At 61.6% G+C, this 15,002-nt stretch carries 22 protein-coding genes; all 22 read right to left on the reverse strand.

What is annotated here, in order from left to right:
* Positions 1 to 7: 7 nt before the first annotated feature.
* Positions 8 to 313: a 30S ribosomal protein S14 gene (gene rpsN / locus V4R08_RS06070; protein ID WP_335578522.1), complete on the reverse strand. Its 306-nt coding sequence runs from the start codon at positions 311 to 313 to the stop codon at positions 8 to 10.
* 43 nt (positions 314 to 356) lie between these two features.
* A complete protein-coding gene (gene rplE / locus V4R08_RS06075; RefSeq protein WP_335578523.1) occupies positions 357 to 914 on the reverse strand; it encodes a 50S ribosomal protein L5 in 558 nt (185 codons plus the stop codon).
* Complete coding sequence (gene rplX / locus V4R08_RS06080; protein ID WP_335578524.1) at positions 907 to 1,221, reverse strand: 50S ribosomal protein L24; 315 nt, start codon at positions 1,219 to 1,221, stop codon at positions 907 to 909. The genes rplE and rplX overlap by 8 nt, the downstream gene beginning before the upstream one ends.
* Complete coding sequence (rplN, locus tag V4R08_RS06085) at positions 1,221 to 1,589, reverse strand: 50S ribosomal protein L14 (RefSeq protein WP_006611848.1); 369 nt, start codon at positions 1,587 to 1,589, stop codon at positions 1,221 to 1,223. The genes rplX and rplN overlap by 1 nt, the downstream gene beginning before the upstream one ends.
* 39 nt (positions 1,590 to 1,628) lie before the next feature.
* Positions 1,629 to 1,877, reverse strand: coding sequence for a 30S ribosomal protein S17 (rpsQ, locus tag V4R08_RS06090; RefSeq protein ID WP_011510063.1), 249 nt, complete (start codon positions 1,875 to 1,877; stop codon positions 1,629 to 1,631).
* A gap of 10 nt (positions 1,878 to 1,887) precedes the next feature.
* Positions 1,888 to 2,094, reverse strand: a complete 207-nt coding sequence (gene rpmC / locus V4R08_RS06095) for a 50S ribosomal protein L29 (protein ID WP_011510062.1) — start codon at positions 2,092 to 2,094, stop codon at positions 1,888 to 1,890.
* Between the two features lie 5 nt (positions 2,095 to 2,099).
* The gene (gene rplP, locus V4R08_RS06100; protein WP_335578525.1) at positions 2,100 to 2,513 is read right to left on the reverse strand and encodes a 50S ribosomal protein L16; all 414 of its coding nucleotides are present in this window, start codon (positions 2,511 to 2,513) and stop codon (positions 2,100 to 2,102) included.
* An 82-nt stretch (positions 2,514 to 2,595) separates the two neighbouring features.
* Positions 2,596 to 3,291, reverse strand: a complete 696-nt coding sequence (gene rpsC, locus V4R08_RS06105) for a 30S ribosomal protein S3 (protein WP_335578526.1) — start codon at positions 3,289 to 3,291, stop codon at positions 2,596 to 2,598.
* A 19-nt stretch (positions 3,292 to 3,310) separates the two neighbouring features.
* On the reverse strand, positions 3,311 to 3,697 hold the full coding sequence (gene rplV, locus V4R08_RS06110) for a 50S ribosomal protein L22 (protein WP_141383220.1): 387 nt from the start codon (positions 3,695 to 3,697) through the stop codon (positions 3,311 to 3,313).
* Positions 3,698 to 3,707: 10 nt separating this feature from the next.
* Complete coding sequence (gene rpsS, locus V4R08_RS06115; RefSeq protein WP_011510058.1) at positions 3,708 to 3,986, reverse strand: 30S ribosomal protein S19; 279 nt, start codon at positions 3,984 to 3,986, stop codon at positions 3,708 to 3,710.
* A gap of 15 nt (positions 3,987 to 4,001) precedes the next feature.
* Positions 4,002 to 4,835, reverse strand: a complete 834-nt coding sequence (gene rplB / locus V4R08_RS06120) for a 50S ribosomal protein L2 (protein WP_335578527.1) — start codon at positions 4,833 to 4,835, stop codon at positions 4,002 to 4,004.
* A 28-nt stretch (positions 4,836 to 4,863) separates the two neighbouring features.
* Positions 4,864 to 5,160: a 50S ribosomal protein L23 gene (locus V4R08_RS06125; RefSeq protein WP_335578528.1), complete on the reverse strand. Its 297-nt coding sequence runs from the start codon at positions 5,158 to 5,160 to the stop codon at positions 4,864 to 4,866.
* The gene (gene rplD / locus V4R08_RS06130; RefSeq protein WP_335578529.1) at positions 5,157 to 5,777 is read right to left on the reverse strand and encodes a 50S ribosomal protein L4; all 621 of its coding nucleotides are present in this window, start codon (positions 5,775 to 5,777) and stop codon (positions 5,157 to 5,159) included. The genes V4R08_RS06125 and rplD overlap by 4 nt, the downstream gene beginning before the upstream one ends.
* 1 nt (position 5,778) lies before the next feature.
* Entirely contained in the window at positions 5,779 to 6,525 is a 747-nt protein-coding gene (gene rplC, locus V4R08_RS06135; RefSeq protein WP_335578530.1) for a 50S ribosomal protein L3, read from the reverse strand.
* 101 nt (positions 6,526 to 6,626) lie between these two features.
* Complete coding sequence (gene rpsJ, locus V4R08_RS06140; RefSeq protein ID WP_002712302.1) at positions 6,627 to 6,935, reverse strand: 30S ribosomal protein S10; 309 nt, start codon at positions 6,933 to 6,935, stop codon at positions 6,627 to 6,629.
* Between the two features lie 105 nt (positions 6,936 to 7,040).
* Positions 7,041 to 8,231 (reverse strand): elongation factor Tu, encoded by a 1,191-nt coding sequence (gene tuf / locus V4R08_RS06145; RefSeq protein ID WP_335578531.1) that lies wholly within the window; start codon positions 8,229 to 8,231, stop codon positions 7,041 to 7,043.
* A 39-nt stretch (positions 8,232 to 8,270) separates the two neighbouring features.
* On the reverse strand, positions 8,271 to 10,343 hold the full coding sequence (fusA, locus tag V4R08_RS06150) for an elongation factor G (protein ID WP_335578532.1): 2,073 nt from the start codon (positions 10,341 to 10,343) through the stop codon (positions 8,271 to 8,273).
* Positions 10,344 to 10,375: 32 nt separating this feature from the next.
* Entirely contained in the window at positions 10,376 to 10,846 is a 471-nt protein-coding gene (gene rpsG / locus V4R08_RS06155) for a 30S ribosomal protein S7 (protein WP_335578533.1), read from the reverse strand.
* Between the two features lie 15 nt (positions 10,847 to 10,861).
* On the reverse strand, positions 10,862 to 11,233 hold the full coding sequence (gene rpsL / locus V4R08_RS06160; protein WP_009797142.1) for a 30S ribosomal protein S12: 372 nt from the start codon (positions 11,231 to 11,233) through the stop codon (positions 10,862 to 10,864).
* Between the two features lie 1,340 nt (positions 11,234 to 12,573).
* Positions 12,574 to 12,810 carry a hypothetical protein gene (locus tag V4R08_RS06165; RefSeq protein WP_335578534.1) on the reverse strand — a complete coding sequence of 79 codons (237 nt, stop codon included), beginning with the start codon at positions 12,808 to 12,810 and terminating at the stop codon, positions 12,574 to 12,576.
* An 85-nt stretch (positions 12,811 to 12,895) separates the two neighbouring features.
* Complete coding sequence (locus tag V4R08_RS06170; protein ID WP_335578535.1) at positions 12,896 to 13,606, reverse strand: Crp/Fnr family transcriptional regulator; 711 nt, start codon at positions 13,604 to 13,606, stop codon at positions 12,896 to 12,898.
* A gap of 121 nt (positions 13,607 to 13,727) precedes the next feature.
* Positions 13,728 to 14,867: a GNAT family N-acetyltransferase gene (locus tag V4R08_RS06175; protein ID WP_335578536.1), complete on the reverse strand. Its 1,140-nt coding sequence runs from the start codon at positions 14,865 to 14,867 to the stop codon at positions 13,728 to 13,730.
* Positions 14,868 to 15,002 lie beyond the last annotated feature (135 nt).

The following is a 15,002-nucleotide window of genomic DNA, read 5'->3' on the forward strand; positions in this document are numbered from 1 at the left end:
ATCCTCCTTACCAGCTCGACTTCACGAGGCCGGGAACCAGGCCCCTGGAACCGAGATCGCGCAGCGCGATGCGGCTCAGCTTGTTCTTGCGGTAATTCGAACGCGGGCGTCCGGTCAGCTCGCAGCGGTTGCGAATACGCGTCGCCGACGAGTTGCGCGGCATTTCGGCGAGCTTCAGGGTGGCGGCGAACCGCTCCTCCATCGGCCTGGTCTTGTCGGCGATGATGGCCTTCAGCCGCGCGCGCTTCGCAGCCGCGTTGCCGGTCATCCGCTTGCGCCGGTTGTTCTTCTCGATCGAACTCTTCTTTGCCATGCTTGGCTCCTTGCCTTTCCGCGTCTGAGCGCTTCTCAGCGTCTCACTGCCGGAACGGAAAATTGAATGCGGCCAGCAGCGCCCGGGCTTCGTCGTCCGTCTGCGCGGTCGTGCAGACAGTGACGTCCATGCCCCAGCTCTCCCCGGCCTTGTCGAAGTCGATTTCGGGGAAAATGATGTGCTCCTTGATGCCGAGCGAGTAATTGCCGCGACCGTCAAAGCTCTTTGGATTGAGGCCGCGGAAGTCGCGCACGCGCGGCAGCGCAACGTTTATCAGGCGATCGATAAACTCGTACATTTTCGTCTTGCGCAGCGTCACCTTGCAGCCGATCGGCTGGTTTTCGCGCAGCTTGAAGGTCGAAATCGCGACACGCGAATAGGTCACGAGCGCCTTCTGGCCGGCGATCAGCGACAGGTCACCAGCCGCCGTCTCGGCCTTTTTGCGGTCGTTCACGGCTTCGCCGATTCCCATGTTGAGAACCACCTTGTCGAGGCGCGGCACCTGCATGACGTTGACGTAGCCGAACTGCTCGGTCAGCTTGGTGCGAATGCTCTTGTCATACTCCGCGCGCAGGCGCGGTACGTAAGCAGTCTCAGCCATCGATCTCCGCTCCCGAACGCTTGGCGACACGCACCTTGGTGCCGTCGGCCTGAATCTTGAAACCGACGCGGGTCGGCTTGCCGTCCTTGCCGACAATCGCGATTTTGGACAGATGGACCGGCGACTCCTTCGAGATAATGCCGCCCTCCTGGTTCTGGGTCTGCTTCTGGTGGCGCTTCACCATGTTGACGCCGCGCACCAGCGCCCGGCTTTCCGCGGGGCGCACCTCGAACACCTCGCCGGTGCGACCCTTGTCGCGGCCCGACAAAACGATAACCTTGTCGCCCTTCCGGATCTTGGCAGCCATCACAGCACCTCCGGCGCCAGAGATATGATCTTCATGTGGTTCTTGGCGCGCAACTCGCGCGGCACCGGCCCGAAAATACGGGTGCCGACCGGCTCGGACTGATTATTGATCAGAACGGCCGCATTGCGGTCGAAACGGATCACCGACCCGTCCGCGCGGCGGATATCCTTGCGGACCCGCACCACCACCGCCTTCATGACGTCGCCCTTCTTCACCTTCCCGCGCGGGATGGCTTCCTTGATCGACACGACGATGATGTCGCCCACCGTTGCATAGCGGCGCTTGGAGCCCCCGAGCACCTTGATGCACATGACACGGCGTGCGCCTGAATTATCGGCCACGTCGAGGTTGGTCTGCATCTGAATCATTGATGCACCTAGTCCTCTTTCTGGTGCGCAAAATCGCGCTTAAGCGGTTTTCTTCTGTTCGCCCCGGACCACGGTCCAGCGCTTCAACTTCGAGATCGGCTTGCTTTCCTCGATCCACACCATGTCGCCCGGCTTGAACTCGTTGTTCTCGTCGTGCGCGTGATAGTTTTTCGAGCGACGAATGGTCTTCTTGTAGAGCGGATGGGTAAAGCGGCGATCGACGCGCACCACAACCGTCTTGGCTTGCTTGTCACTGACGACCACGCCCTGAAGCGTACGTTTCGGCATCTCGGGCCCCTTATTTCTTCGCGTCGCGCTTCTGCGCGGCGATGGTCTTGATCCGTGCGATATCGCGGCGGGCTTCACGCATCCGCGAAGTGTTCTCGAGCTGCCCGGTGGCGCGCTGGAAGCGCAGATTGAACCGCTCCTTCTTCAGATTGGCGACGGCGTCGTCCATCTGGTCGGGGCTCATCGCGCGGATGTCGGAGGTCTTCATTGCGGCCATGTCGGTTACTCCGCGATGCGCGCGACGAAGCGCGTCTTGATCGGCAGCTTGGCGGCGGCAAGCGTCAGCGCTTCCTTCGCGGTCTGCGGAGCCACTCCGTCGATCTCGAAAAGAACCCGACCCGGCTTGACCCGCACGACCCACAATTCCGGCGCGCCCTTGCCCGAGCCCATGCGGACCTCAGCCGGCTTCTTCGATACAGGCACATCCGGAAATACGCGGATCCAGACGCGGCCGGCGCGCTTCATGTGGCGCGTCAGCGCGCGCCGCGCGGCTTCGATCTGGCGCGCCGAGATGCGCTCGGGCGCCATCGCCTTCAAGCCGAACTGGCCGAACGCCAGCGTCGCGCCCGACGACGCGGTGCCGTGGATGCGGCCCTTGTGCGCCTTCCGGAACTTGGTCTTCTTCGGTTGCATCATGGCTTACGCCCTCAAGCCTTCTGTCTATTGCGCATGATCTGATCCGAAAACCGGTATCCACTTTTCGGGATCATGCTCTTGTTCAAGCCGCGTCGCGGCGCGGACGGTTGTCGTCACCAGCCAGGCGCTTGTCCTGGGCCATCGGATCGTGCTCGAGGATTTCGCCCTTGAAGATCCAGACCTTGACACCGCAGGTACCGAACGTCGTGAACGCGGTGGCAACGCCGTAATCGACGTCGGCGCGCAGCGTGTGCAGCGGTACGCGGCCTTCGCGATACCACTCCATGCGGGCGATCTCGGCGCCGCCGAGACGGCCTGAGCAGTTGATGCGAATGCCCTCGGCGCCGAGACGCATCGCCGACTGCACGGCGCGTTTCATCGCGCGGCGGAACGCGACGCGGCGCTCAAGCTGCTGTGCGATCGATTCGGCGACCAGCGTGGCATCAAGCTCCGGCTTGCGAATCTCGACGATGTTGATGACGACGTCGGACGAGGTGATGTCGGCAACCCTCTTGCGAAGCTTGTCGATATCGGCGCCCTTCTTGCCGATCACGACGCCGGGGCGCGCCGAATGGATCGTCACGCGGCACTTCTTATGCGGACGCTCGATCACGATGCGCGCGACGGCCGCCTGCTTGAGCTCCTTGTGCAGGAGTTCGCGGATCTTGACGTCCTCGTGCAGCAGCTTGCCGTACTCGTTCTTGCCGGCATACCAACGGGAGTCCCAGGTCCGGTTGATGCCCAGACGCAGCCCGATTGGATTGATCTTTTGACCCATCGTTTTCTCCTGCGCCTGTTTAAGCGCTCGCCTCGGCCTCGACCTGACGCACCACGATCGTCAGTTGCGAGAACGGTTTATAGATACGGCCCGAGCGGCCACGGCCGCGCGGTGCGAAACGCTTCATCACCATGCCGTTGCCGACAAATGCCTCGGACACAACCAGTTCGTCGACGTCGAGGTCGTGGTTATTCTCGGCGTTGGCGATCGCCGATTCCAGGCACTTCTTCACGTCGCCCGCGATCCGCTTGCGCGAAAACTGCAGGTCGGCGAGTGCCGCCGACGCCTTGCGGCCGCGGATCAGTTGCGCGACCAGGTTGAGCTTCTGCGGGCTCACCCGAAGCATCCGGGCGATCGCCTTGGCCTCGTTTTCCGGGAGGCTCCGTTCGCGCTTTGGTTTGCTCATAACTTAAACCTCAAGCCCTCTTGGCTTTCTTGTCGCCCGAATGGCCATGGAAGGTCCGGGTCGGCGAAAACTCGCCGAACTTGTGACCGACCATCTCCTCGTTGACAGACACCGGCACGTGCTTATGGCCGTTGTAGACGCCGAACACCAAGCCGACAAACTGCGGCAGAATGGTTGAGCGGCGGCTCCATATCTTGATGACGTCATGACGGCCGCTTGCCCGCGCGGCATCTGCTTTCTTGAGCAGCGAGCCTTCGACGAACGGGCCTTTCCAGACTGAACGAACCATGTCCGGCTTTCCTTACTACTTCTTCCGCTTGTGGCGGCTGATGAGAATGAACTTGTTGGTCGACTTGTTGGAACGGGTCTTCTTGCCCTTGGTCGGCTTGCCCCACGGTGTCACCGGGTGACGGCCGCCCGAGGTGCGGCCTTCGCCGCCGCCATGCGGATGGTCGATCGGGTTCATGACCACGCCGCGGTTGTGCGGGCGGCGGCCCATCCAGCGGGTGCGGCCCGCCTTGCCGATCGAGGTATTCATGTGATCCGGATTCGACACCGCGCCGATGGAGCCGCGGCAACGGCCGTGCACCAGGCGCTGCTCGCCCGAATTCAGGCGCAGGATGACGTAGTCCTGGTCGCGGCCGACGATCTGGGCATAGGTGCCGGCGGACCGCGCGAGCTGACCGCCCTTGCCGATCTTCATCTCGACATTATGGACGATGGTGCCGACGGGCATATTGCCGAGCGGCATGACATTGCCCGGCTTGACGTCGACATAGTTGCCGGCAACGACGGTGTCGCCGACGGCCAGACGCTGCGGCGCGAGAATATAGGCCTGCTCGCCGTCCTGATATTTGATCAGCGCGATGAACGCGGTGCGGTTCGGGTCGTATTCGAGCCGCTCGACGAGCGCCGGCACGTCCGCCTTGCCGCGCTTGAAATCGACGTTGCGGTAGGCCTGCTTATGGCCGCCGCCGCGAAACCGCACGGTGATGCGCCCGGTGTTGTTGCGGCCGCCCTTGCCTCGCTTGCCCTCGGTAAGCGCCTTGACCGGCTTGCCCTTGTAGAGGGCCGAGCGATCGACCATCACCAGCTGGCGCTGGCCCGGCGTCGTGGGGTTGAATGTCTTAAGTGCCATAATCTATCGCCTTAAAGCCGTTTCCGCCTCAGAGACCGGTGGTGACGTCGATGCGGTGGCCCTCTTCGAGGGTCACAACCGCGCGCTTGGCGTCCGACTGCGAACCGAAGCTGCCGCGGAACACCTTCGCCTTGCCCTTGCGCACCAGCGTGTTCACACTCTTGACCTTGACGTCGAACAGTTTCTCGACCGCTTCCTTAATCTGCGGCTTGGTCGCCTTGCGCGCGACCTTGAACACAACCTTGTTGTATTCGGAGGCCATCGTCGCCTTTTCGGTAATGACCGGAGCGACGATCACGTCGTAATGCTTCGCATCGATTGTCATTTGAAGCGCGCCTCCAGCGCATCAACCGCCGCCTTGGTCAGCACCAGCTTCCGACGGCGCAGGATGTCGTAGACGTTGATGCCCTGGATCGGCAGCACGTCGATGTTCGGAATGTTGCGCGCGGCGGTCGCGAACCCGGCATGAACCGCGGCGCCGTCGACGATCAGCGCGCTGGTCAGGCCGAGGCCGGAAAAATGACCCATCAACGCCTTGGTCTTGGCCTCCTGCAGTTCAGCGCTGTCGATGACGATCAGACCGCCGTCCTTGGCCTTCGCCGACAGCGCATGACGCAGCGCCAGCGCGCGCACCTTCTTCGGCAGATCGTGCGCATGACTGCGAACGACCGGGCCGAACGCGCGACCGCCACCACGGAACTGCGACACGCGGGCCGAGCCGTGACGGGCATTGCCGGTACCCTTCTGCTTGAACATCTTCTTGCCGGTGCGCCAGATTTCCGCGCGGCCCTTGGCCTTGTGGGTGCCGGCCTGACGCTTGGCAAGCTGCCAGTTGACGCAGCGCTGGATCAGATCCTTGCGCGGCTCAAGACCGAAAATCCCGTCCGAGAGCTGAACCGAACCCGCGGCCTTGCCTTCGAGGGTGGTGACGTTCAGTTCCATGTTATGCACCCTCCTTCTCGGCCGGGGCATCCGTCGTGACCTTGTCATCGCCCGCAGCCTGCGCGCCGCCGCCCGCAACCTTGAACTTGCCGGGTTTCGGCGCTTCCTTCGGCAACGGCTTCTTCACCGCGTCACGCACCGCGATCCAGCCGCCCTTGGAGCCGGGAACGGCACCCTCGACCAGAATCAGGCCGCGCTCGACGTCGGTCTGCACGACGCGCAGGTTGAGCGTGGTGACGCGATCGACGCCCATGTGGCCGGGCATCTTCTTGTTCTTGAAAGTCTTGCCCGGATCCTGACGTCCGCCGGTTGAGCCGATCGAACGATGCGAGACCGAGACGCCGTGCGTGGCGCGCAGACCGCCGAAGTTCCAGCGCTTCATGCCGCCGGCGAACCCCTTACCGACCGAGGTGCCGGTAACATCGACGAACTGGCCGACCACGAAATGGTCCGCCTGAATTTCCGCGCCAACCGGAAGCAGCGAATCTTCGGAGACACGGAATTCCGCGACCTTGCGCTTCGGCTCGATCTTGGCGACCGCGAACTGTCCGCGCTCCGCCTTCGGCATGTAGACCGTCTTGCGCGCGCCCGAGCCGAGCTGCAAGGCGACGTAGCCGTTCTTCTCACTGGTCCGGTGCCCCAACACCTGACAATTGCTCAGCTTCAGCACGGTCACAGGGATATGTTCGCCGGTTTCTGTGAAGACCCGCGTCATCCCGACCTTTTGTGCGATCACTCCGGAGCGCATCGTCGTGCTTCCTGTTCTTTCTGTCCGCTAACGTTCGGACTGTTCCCAAACTTCGTTTCGACTTCCGCGTGCCCCGATCCGAAAAACGGCGGGCTCTCGCGTCAGAGCTTGATCTCGACGTCGACACCCGCGGCCAGATCGAGCTTCATCAAGGCATCGACTGTCTGCGGAGTCGGATCGACGATATCGAGAAGGCGCTTATGCGTACGCATCTCGAACTGCTCACGGCTCTTCTTGTCGACGTGCGGCGAACGGTTGACCGTAAACTTCTCGATCCGCGTCGGCAGCGGAATCGGTCCGCGAACCTGCGCGCCGGTGCGTTTCGCGGTGTTCACGATCTCGCGGGTCGACGTATCGAGAATCCGATGGTCGAACGCCTTGAGACGGATGCGAATATTCTGGCCGTTCATTGCCTTGATCTCTCTGTTCCGTCATGGCCGGGCTCGTCCCGGCCATCTCCGTCTTAAGAAGAAGTCGTGGATGCCCGGATCAAGTCCGGGCATGACGAAAGCTGGTTACTCGATGATGCTCGCGACGACGCCTGCTCCGACGGTGCGTCCACCCTCGCGGATGGCGAAGCGCAGCTTCTCCTCCATTGCGATCGGCACGATCAGGTGCACTTCCATCGCAACGTTGTCGCCCGGCATCACCATCTCGGTGCCGGCCGGAAGATGCACCACGCCGGTCACGTCCGTGGTGCGGAAGTAGAACTGCGGACGGTAGTTGGTGAAAAACGGCGTGTGACGACCGCCCTCCTCCTTGGTCAGGATGTAGGCTTCCGCCTTGAACTTGGTGTGCGGCTTCACCGAACCCGGCTTGCACAGAACCTGACCGCGCTCAACGTCCTCGCGCTTGGTGCCGCGCAGCAGCGCACCGATGTTGTCGCCGGCCTGACCCTGGTCCAGCAGCTTGCGGAACATCTCGACGCCCGTCACCGTCGTCTTCTGCGTGTCGCGGATGCCGACAATCTCGATTTCCTCGCCGACCTTGACGATGCCGCGCTCCACGCGCCCCGTCACCACCGTTCCGCGGCCCGAGATCGAGAACACGTCCTCGACCGGCATCAGGAACGGCAGGTCGACCGGACGCTCTGGCTGCGGAATATAGGCGTCGACCGCCTTCATCAGTTCCAGCACCGCGTCATGGCCGAGCTTCGGGTCCGAGTTCTCCAGCGCCGCCAGCGCCGAACCCTTGATGATCGGAATGTCGTCGCCCGGGAAGTCGTACTTAGACAGAAGCTCGCGGACTTCCATCTCCACCAGTTCCAGCAGTTCCGGATCGTCGACCATGTCGCACTTGTTCAGGAACACCACGATCGCCGGAACGCCAACCTGGCGCGCCAGAAGAATGTGCTCGCGGGTCTGCGGCATCGGACCGTCCGCCGCCGACACCACCAAAATCGCGCCGTCCATCTGCGCCGCACCAGTGATCATGTTCTTCACGTAGTCGGCGTGGCCCGGGCAATCGACGTGCGCATAATGCCGGTTCGGCGTCTCGTACTCGACATGCGACGTCGAAATCGTGATGCCGCGCGCCTTCTCTTCCGGCGCCTTGTCAATCTGGTCGTAGGCCGTGAACGTCGCTCCGCCCGCTTCCGCCAGAACCTTCGTGATCGCAGCCGTCAAAGACGTCTTGCCGTGGTCAACGTGACCAATCGTCCCGATGTTGCAATGCGGCTTGTTCCGTTCAAACTTCGCTTTGGCCATTTGACTCTCCGTTTAGTCGTTGACTGTCGCCAGCGACAATCAGGCAAACTTCTTCTGGACTTCCGCCGACACATTCGCCGGGGCTTCCGCGTAATGATCGAATTGCATGGTGAAGGTCGCGCGCCCCTGACTCATCGAGCGCAGGTTGTTCACGTAACCGAACATGTTCATGAGCGGCACCATCGCGTTGATCACGTTGGCATTGCCGCGCATGTCCTGACCCTGGATCTGGCCGCGCCGCGAGTTGAGATCGCCGATGACCGATCCGGTATAGTCTTCCGGCGTCACCGCCTCGACCTTCATGATCGGTTCGAGCAGCACCGACTTGCCCTTCTGCAGAGCCTCGCGGAAGCAGGCGCGGGTCGCGATTTCGAACGCCAGCGCCGACGAGTCGACGTCATGGAACTTGCCGTCGATGAGCTGCACCTTGACATCGACCACGGGGAAGCCCGCGACCACGCCGGAGCCAAGCACGCTCTCGATGCCCTTCTCAACGCCGGGAATGTATTCCTTGGGCACCGCGCCGCCGACGATCTTCGACTCGAACTCGTAGCCTTTGCCAGCCTCGTTCGGTTCGACGATCAGCGTGACCGCCGCGAACTGGCCGGTGCCACCGGTCTGCTTCTTGTGGGTGTAGCTGTGCTCGACACGCTTGGTGACACGCTCGCGGAACGCCACCTGCGGCGCGCCGATGTTAGCGTCGACCTTGTAGGTGCGCCTGAGGATATCGACCTTGATGTCGAGATGGAGCTCGCCCATGCCCTTGAGGATTGTCTGGCCGGATTCCTGATCGGTGGAAACGCGAAACGACGGATCTTCCGCTGCGAGCTTCGCCAGCGCGATACCGAGCTTTTCCTGGTCGGCCTTGGACTTCGGCTCGATCGCGATCTCGATGACCGGATCGGGGAATTCCATCTTTTCGAGGATCACCTGATGGGCCGGATCGCACAGCGTGTCGCCGGTGCGCGCTTCCTTCAGGCCGGCCAGCGCGACAATGTCACCGGCATAGGCCTCCTTGATATCCTCGCGGTTGTTCGCATGCATCAGCAACATCCGGCCGATGCGCTCCTTCTTCTCGCGCGTCGAATTGACGACGCCGGTGCCGCTCTGAAGAATACCGGAATAGATACGACAGAACGTGATGGTGCCAACGAACGGGTCGTCCATGATCTTGAACGCCAGCAGCGACATCGGCTCCTTGTCGTCGGCGTGACGGAGGATTTCGTTGCCCTTGTCATCCACGCCCTTGATGGCCGGAACGTCAAGCGGCGACGGCAGATAGGCCACCACGGCGTCGAGCAGCGGCTGCACACCCTTGTTTTTGAACGCGGTACCGCACAGCACCGGATAGAAAGCCCCGGACAGCACCGCCTTGCGGATCAGCCTCTTCAGCGTGGCTTCGTCGGGCTCGGTACCCTCAAGATAGGCCGCCATCGCATCGTCGTCGAGCTCGACGGCAGCTTCCACGAGCTTCTCGCGGTATTCCCTGGCTTTATCGGCGAGGTCGGCCGGAATCTCGGCGATGTCGTACATCGCGCCCGCCGCTTCGCTGCTCCAGACCAACGCCTTCATGCGGACGAGGTCGACCATGCCCTTGAAGTTGTTCTCCGAGCCGATCGGGAGCTGCAGCGCCACCGGGCGCGCGCCGAGACGATCAACGATATCGGAGAGACACTTGTAGAAGTCGGCGCCGGTCTTATCCATCTTGTTGCAGAAGACGATGCGCGGCACCTTGTACTTGTCGCCCTGGCGCCAGACCGTTTCGGTCTGCGGCTCAACGCCCTGGTTGGAGTCGAGCACGCACACGGCGCCGTCGAGCACGCGCAGGCTACGCTCCACCTCGATGGTGAAGTCGACGTGGCCGGGGGTGTCGATGATGTTCAGACGCTTGCCATCCCAGAACGCGGTAGTCGCGGCAGAGGTAATGGTGATGCCGCGCTCCTGCTCCTGCGCCATCCAGTCCATCGTCGCAGCGCCCTCGTGGGTCTCGCCGATCTTATGGTTCTTGCCGGTGTAATAAAGGATACGCTCGGTCGTGGTGGTCTTGCCGGCGTCGATATGCGCCATGATACCGAAGTTACGGTAATCCTCGATGGCATGTTGGCGGGGCATGGAGCTGTCCTTAAATTCCTGTTGTGTCGCCGTTACCAGCGATAGTGCGAGAACGCACGGTTGGCTTCCGCCATCTTGTGCACGTCTTCCCGCTTCTTGACTGCGCTGCCCCGGTTGTTCGACGCGTCGAGCAGTTCCGCCGAGAGCCGCTCCGTCATCGTCTTTTCATTGCGCCCCCGCGCTGCCGCGATCAGCCAGCGAATGCCGAGCGCCTGACGGCGAGTCGAGCGAACTTCCACCGGCACCTGATAGGTGGCCCCGCCGACGCGGCGCGAACGCACTTCGATGGTCGGCATCACATTCTCAAGCGCCTGCTCGAACACCCCGAGCGGGCCCTGCTTGGTCTTGGCCTCGATCATCTCGAGCGCACCGTAGACGATGCCTTCGGCGACCGACTTCTTCCCGGCATACATCACCGAGTTCATGAACTTCGTAACGACAATGTTTCCGAACTTCGGATCCGGAAGCACTTCGCGCTTTTCAGCAGAATGGCGACGAGACATCGTTTCTGTTCCCGATTATTTCGGACGCTTGGCGCCGTACTTCGAACGGCGCTGCTTGCGGTTCTTGACGCCCTGGGTGTCGAGGACGCCGCGGAGGATGTGGTAGCGCACACCGGGCAAGTCCTTGACGCGGCCGCCGCGGATCATGACCACGGAATGTTCCTGAAGGTTATGCCCCTCACCCGGAATGTAACCAATGACCTCGAAGCCATTGGTGAGGCGTACCTTGGCGACCTTACGCAGCGCCGAATTCGGCTTCTTCGGAGTCGTGGTGTAAACACGCGTGCACACACCGCGCTTTTGCGGCGACTGCTGCAACGCAGGCACCTTCTTGCGCGACTTCTGTATGACGCGCGGACTTGCGATCAGTTGGTTGATCGTCGGCATCGTTCGCCTTCACCCTTAAATTTACGCGAAACCCCGATCGGTTTCGCAACTTCGTTCGAGGCCACCGCCCATCCGCTCGCGATGCATGAAGCGATCCACGCAAAACGAAATCGCGCCAACCGCTCATTGCTGAGCGGGAAGCGCTTCGACGCCACAGAGGACCGCGATCAACGCCAACCGATAACGAACCGGCCGACTTCCACCGAGGTCATGCACCCGAAATCGATCGCAAGAGTCTCGCTCAAGAGAACGACTATCGTCCTGGCACTGCCTAGCTATTATCAGCAGCGTCTGAGCAGCATTCGTCGAGGTTGGTGCCCGTCTCTATCAATTAAAACAGATAGAAAGGGTGTTCCGTTCCAACGTTGGCTTAGCTCACCGCCTGCCGTTAAGTGGGCGGGTTTTATCCACCGCGAGTCGTCAAGTCAAGGCTAAACCGCCGTAGCGGAAGCACTTCTGGCCGTCGATACCCGGCATCCACGAGAATTCTGGTCCGCCGGGAATCGCTGGCGCACCGGGTTCGCCGGCCGCCGGATACCCCTCGAAACAATGGTCTTTCTGCGATATCGGCCACGCTCACCCGCTGCGTCCATCCCGCCGGCGACGGTGGCGACCGCAAGGTCAAGCGACCGTCCGCACCGCCGAATCCCGGGTTCTTAATATATGCCCCGACCGCCTCCGCCGCCGTGGTGCCGAATCGGATATCCGCGACCGCCTGGCGAAGGCTCCTGCCGATGCTGAAGGGTATGGGAAGGTCTGAACCGGACGGCGGAGGGTTTCGCGTCTGGACGGAAACATCGCGATCATCCGCCATCTCGGGAGGCGGCGATGGATGCGCGGGTCACTGGCGGGGCGAAAGCGACACCCATCCTCGAACAGCTATGCCCTGCGCATGGCGTCGGATCAAAGAGTGATTCTGGGTAATCGAGAGTCGCCGTGCGCCGCAATAGCTGCTCGCGCCTCAGGCCTGCCGCCCGCCAATCGCGAATTCCGCGTCGTGGTGAGATGGCGCAACATCACGCCCCGCCAGTCGCCGCGCAGCGCTGCTATGGGATTGAGTTGCTATTGGATTGAATCGGCTCGTCCGTGACGACCAAGCAGCGTTATAGAGGGTGGACAAGCCCGGCTGCGGATCCAAGCGACCCGATTCACATCGCTTGGCATGGTCAACGCATTTCGGAAGGCGCAGGCTGTAACATGTGAAGACGAGAAGATTAAGCAGATCGCTTGAAGCGACAGCCACCTGCGGCGGGGGCTAATTAAAGAGCCTCCGCGGCAGAAAGCGATGACGATATCTGAACCGCTAGGGCGGCTCGCACCGTCTACTTCTTTAATTCAGCCTAATGGCCGTGACCGTGGCTGTTCGCCGCTTCACGATGAGCCAACTCGCTCAACAGATCTTGCGCAATCAAGTCCTGTCCCATTTGGTCGAAGCGGGATCTGCCAAAATGACCGAAGCGGGCACTCTTCGCGCCCAGCGTTCCCGAGCCGGCATGGATCACCTTGCCGTCCGTTATGTATGAACCTTCGACCTGTATTCCCAGCGATTCGTCATAGAAAGAGACATGTCTCGGCATTGGTGTGCACTCCTCCATTATCGGATTTCTTTATGTACCGATGGAGACAGCGACGGGATAGCCAACTAGTTTACATAGCTGATAATTATTTTGTGAAAGAGCCGGGCAGCAGCCTGTCGTATTCACGCCGAACCGCGCGATAGCACTCGCAGGATGTGCGCTCCAATAGCCTTCGGTCCAATATCGTGATGATGCCGCGGTTGTATGTGAGAGCCTGCTGTTGCTGAAATTTTTTTAGCTCTGCGTTAACCGCCACGCGGCTGACAACCAACAACTCGGCCAGGAACTGCTGCGTTAATCGAAGCTCGTCACCTTCGACACGATCGTGAGACTTCAACAGCCATCGCGCACAGCGCTGAAGGAGCGTATGGCTGGCGTTGCATGCAACGGACTGCATCACTTGCCCGAGAAACGCACGTGAGTAGGCGTTGAGCTTGCGCCGGAATACCGGCAGACGTGCCTGCAGCTCCTGAAACTCGCGAAAGGAAATGCGGATGGCGTCACCGGACACATGGACGACAGCTCGGTGCATCGATTGGTCATCGCCCATGATAGCACCGACGTTAACCACCCCCTCCCGTCCGGTGGTCGAGGTTTCGGCCGTCTTGTCGGCCTTCAGCGGGGCGACGTTGGCGATAATCGCCGTTTCCGGAAAGTACACGTAATCGAATGGGCCGCGTGGTTCGTACAGCACGCGTCCAAGTGACAGTTTGACCGACTCGCACAGGCTCTGAATCTCGAGCCATTCCGAGTCCGGTATGCTCGCCAACAGGCCGTTCTTTAGTCTGTTCACCATTGTCTTACGATCACCGGTTCTTGCCGCGGTTCAAACCGGCGGACACAATCTGGGTATTTGGGAGGCGAAGGCAAGCCGCGCCGGATTGACGGCACCCGGCAAGCCACATCTGCCCGCCCGGCTAGCGATGCGCGGCAAAACTCACCTTCTTGCTTTTGGGTACGGCCAGCACCGACCCGGTTCGAATCCGGTCGCGAAACCGACGGAGCTGGTCATAGCCCTGCTGGCGGATGGCTTCCAGCGAAAACACCAGCGATTTAGGCGGGCCGACATCAATGAGCAGATCGGCCATCTTCCGGCGGCCCGCCCAGAGCTGAGCCATAAAGCTTCCCTCGTGCGAACAGGAATCGATCGCCGCGATCCCGGCGGAGGAAAACAGGTCGTCTGTGATCCTGTCGATCAGCAGCGCGCCCGGCGAATATTTTGCGTAGTCCGGGCTGAATGCCGTTTTCCAGGTGTAGGCTGTAGCGCCACAATACATCAGCACCTGCGCGGCGATGGCGCGGCCATCGACGCGAAGCAATGCCACCGAGGCATTGCCACGTTCGGCGAGCGCGGCGACCATCTGTCTGGCGAAGGCCGCGTCCGCGGCATTGCACAGCAAGGCCGTACCGCGCGCTCCTTTCCAGCTAGCGGCTTCCAGCTTCAGGAACGTCTCGAACGCCTCGCGCGTATCTGCCGTGCGGTTGTTGACGATATCGACCGCGCCAACGGCGGAGAGCCGGTTCCAATCCTGCCGCAACTTCTTCCGGGTCGAGCCGGACCGTTTCACGCCAGCGTCGGGGGTCGCGATAGGCCGTCTGCTCTCGGTCAATCTAAACCGCGCGCTTCCCTGCTCCGTCAGCGCGTTCACAAGCATCTCGAAGCTCGGAGCCTCCGCATCGAGTGACTTCAGACTGATCACCTTGGGCAGCAGCGGGCTGTCCCGGATCGCCGACAGGAAGGCCGGGATGACCTCGCTGACATAGGCGGGATCGACGACCGGGTTTGAGAGGAAGGCGTAGTTGTACGGCAATGCCTCGAGCAGCGCAGGCCACAGCGGCGAAATCCTGCGGACCTGAAAGGCCCAGATACCGACCAGCCTCCTGGGTCCGGTGCTGTCGTCCCACGCCAGCAGAACCTGGATGCGCGCGAAACCAGTCTCGTTCGCGACGGTCAGGACAACCGGATTCATGAACACATTGGACGAGGCCCGCCGGACGAGATCGTCCCACGGCGCCGCCATGTCCAGCGTTGGTGAACAAATATTTACCGAAATCATCAGACGCCTTGGATCATCCCTGGATCATCCTTGGAGCGATCCCGTTTGGACGGCATAATGTTGCTCCGGCATTGCTTTTCAGTTAAGCCGCATCGATCCGATCCAGGCCCGATCACTCGATATCTTTCAAGGTTT

The sequence above is a fragment of the Nitrobacter sp. NHB1 genome (assembly GCF_036964665.1).
Taxonomy (GTDB): Bacteria; Pseudomonadota; Alphaproteobacteria; order Rhizobiales; family Xanthobacteraceae; genus Nitrobacter.

Excerpts from the sequence above, each read along its gene's own strand:
- rpsN (WP_335578522.1), bottom strand. The coding sequence starts at position 313 with ATGGCAAAGAAGAGTTCGATCGAGAAGAACAACCGGCGCAAGCGGATG.
- rplE (WP_335578523.1), bottom strand. The coding sequence starts at position 914 with ATGGCTGAGACTGCTTACGTACCGCGCCTGCGCGCGGAGTATGACAAG.
- rplX (WP_335578524.1), bottom strand. The coding sequence starts at position 1,221 with ATGGCTGCCAAGATCCGGAAGGGCGACAAGGTTATCGTTTTGTCGGGC.
- rplN (WP_006611848.1), bottom strand. The coding sequence starts at position 1,589 with ATGATTCAGATGCAGACCAACCTCGACGTGGCCGATAATTCAGGCGCA.
- rpsQ (WP_011510063.1), bottom strand. The coding sequence starts at position 1,877 with ATGCCGAAACGTACGCTTCAGGGCGTGGTCGTCAGTGACAAGCAAGCC.
- rpmC (WP_011510062.1), bottom strand. The coding sequence starts at position 2,094 with ATGGCCGCAATGAAGACCTCCGACATCCGCGCGATGAGCCCCGACCAG.
- rplP (WP_335578525.1), bottom strand. The coding sequence starts at position 2,513 with ATGATGCAACCGAAGAAGACCAAGTTCCGGAAGGCGCACAAGGGCCGC.
- rpsC (WP_335578526.1), bottom strand. The coding sequence starts at position 3,291 with ATGGGTCAAAAGATCAATCCAATCGGGCTGCGTCTGGGCATCAACCGG.
- rplV (WP_141383220.1), bottom strand. The coding sequence starts at position 3,697 with ATGAGCAAACCAAAGCGCGAACGGAGCCTCCCGGAAAACGAGGCCAAG.
- rpsS (WP_011510058.1), bottom strand. The coding sequence starts at position 3,986 with ATGGTTCGTTCAGTCTGGAAAGGCCCGTTCGTCGAAGGCTCGCTGCTC.
- rplB (WP_335578527.1), bottom strand. The coding sequence starts at position 4,835 with ATGGCACTTAAGACATTCAACCCCACGACGCCGGGCCAGCGCCAGCTG.
- V4R08_RS06125 (WP_335578528.1), bottom strand. The coding sequence starts at position 5,160 with ATGACAATCGATGCGAAGCATTACGACGTGATCGTCGCTCCGGTCATT.
- rplD (WP_335578529.1), bottom strand. The coding sequence starts at position 5,777 with ATGGAACTGAACGTCACCACCCTCGAAGGCAAGGCCGCGGGTTCGGTT.
- rplC (WP_335578530.1), bottom strand. The coding sequence starts at position 6,525 with ATGCGCTCCGGAGTGATCGCACAAAAGGTCGGGATGACGCGGGTCTTC.
- rpsJ (WP_002712302.1), bottom strand. The coding sequence starts at position 6,935 with ATGAACGGCCAGAATATTCGCATCCGTCTCAAGGCGTTCGACCATCGG.
- tuf (WP_335578531.1), bottom strand. The coding sequence starts at position 8,231 with ATGGCCAAAGCGAAGTTTGAACGGAACAAGCCGCATTGCAACATCGGG.
- fusA (WP_335578532.1), bottom strand. The coding sequence starts at position 10,343 with ATGCCCCGCCAACATGCCATCGAGGATTACCGTAACTTCGGTATCATG.
- rpsG (WP_335578533.1), bottom strand. The coding sequence starts at position 10,846 with ATGTCTCGTCGCCATTCTGCTGAAAAGCGCGAAGTGCTTCCGGATCCG.
- rpsL (WP_009797142.1), bottom strand. The coding sequence starts at position 11,233 with ATGCCGACGATCAACCAACTGATCGCAAGTCCGCGCGTCATACAGAAG.
- V4R08_RS06165 (WP_335578534.1), bottom strand. The coding sequence starts at position 12,810 with ATGCCGAGACATGTCTCTTTCTATGACGAATCGCTGGGAATACAGGTC.
- V4R08_RS06170 (WP_335578535.1), bottom strand. The coding sequence starts at position 13,606 with ATGGTGAACAGACTAAAGAACGGCCTGTTGGCGAGCATACCGGACTCG.
- V4R08_RS06175 (WP_335578536.1), bottom strand. The coding sequence starts at position 14,867 with ATGATTTCGGTAAATATTTGTTCACCAACGCTGGACATGGCGGCGCCG.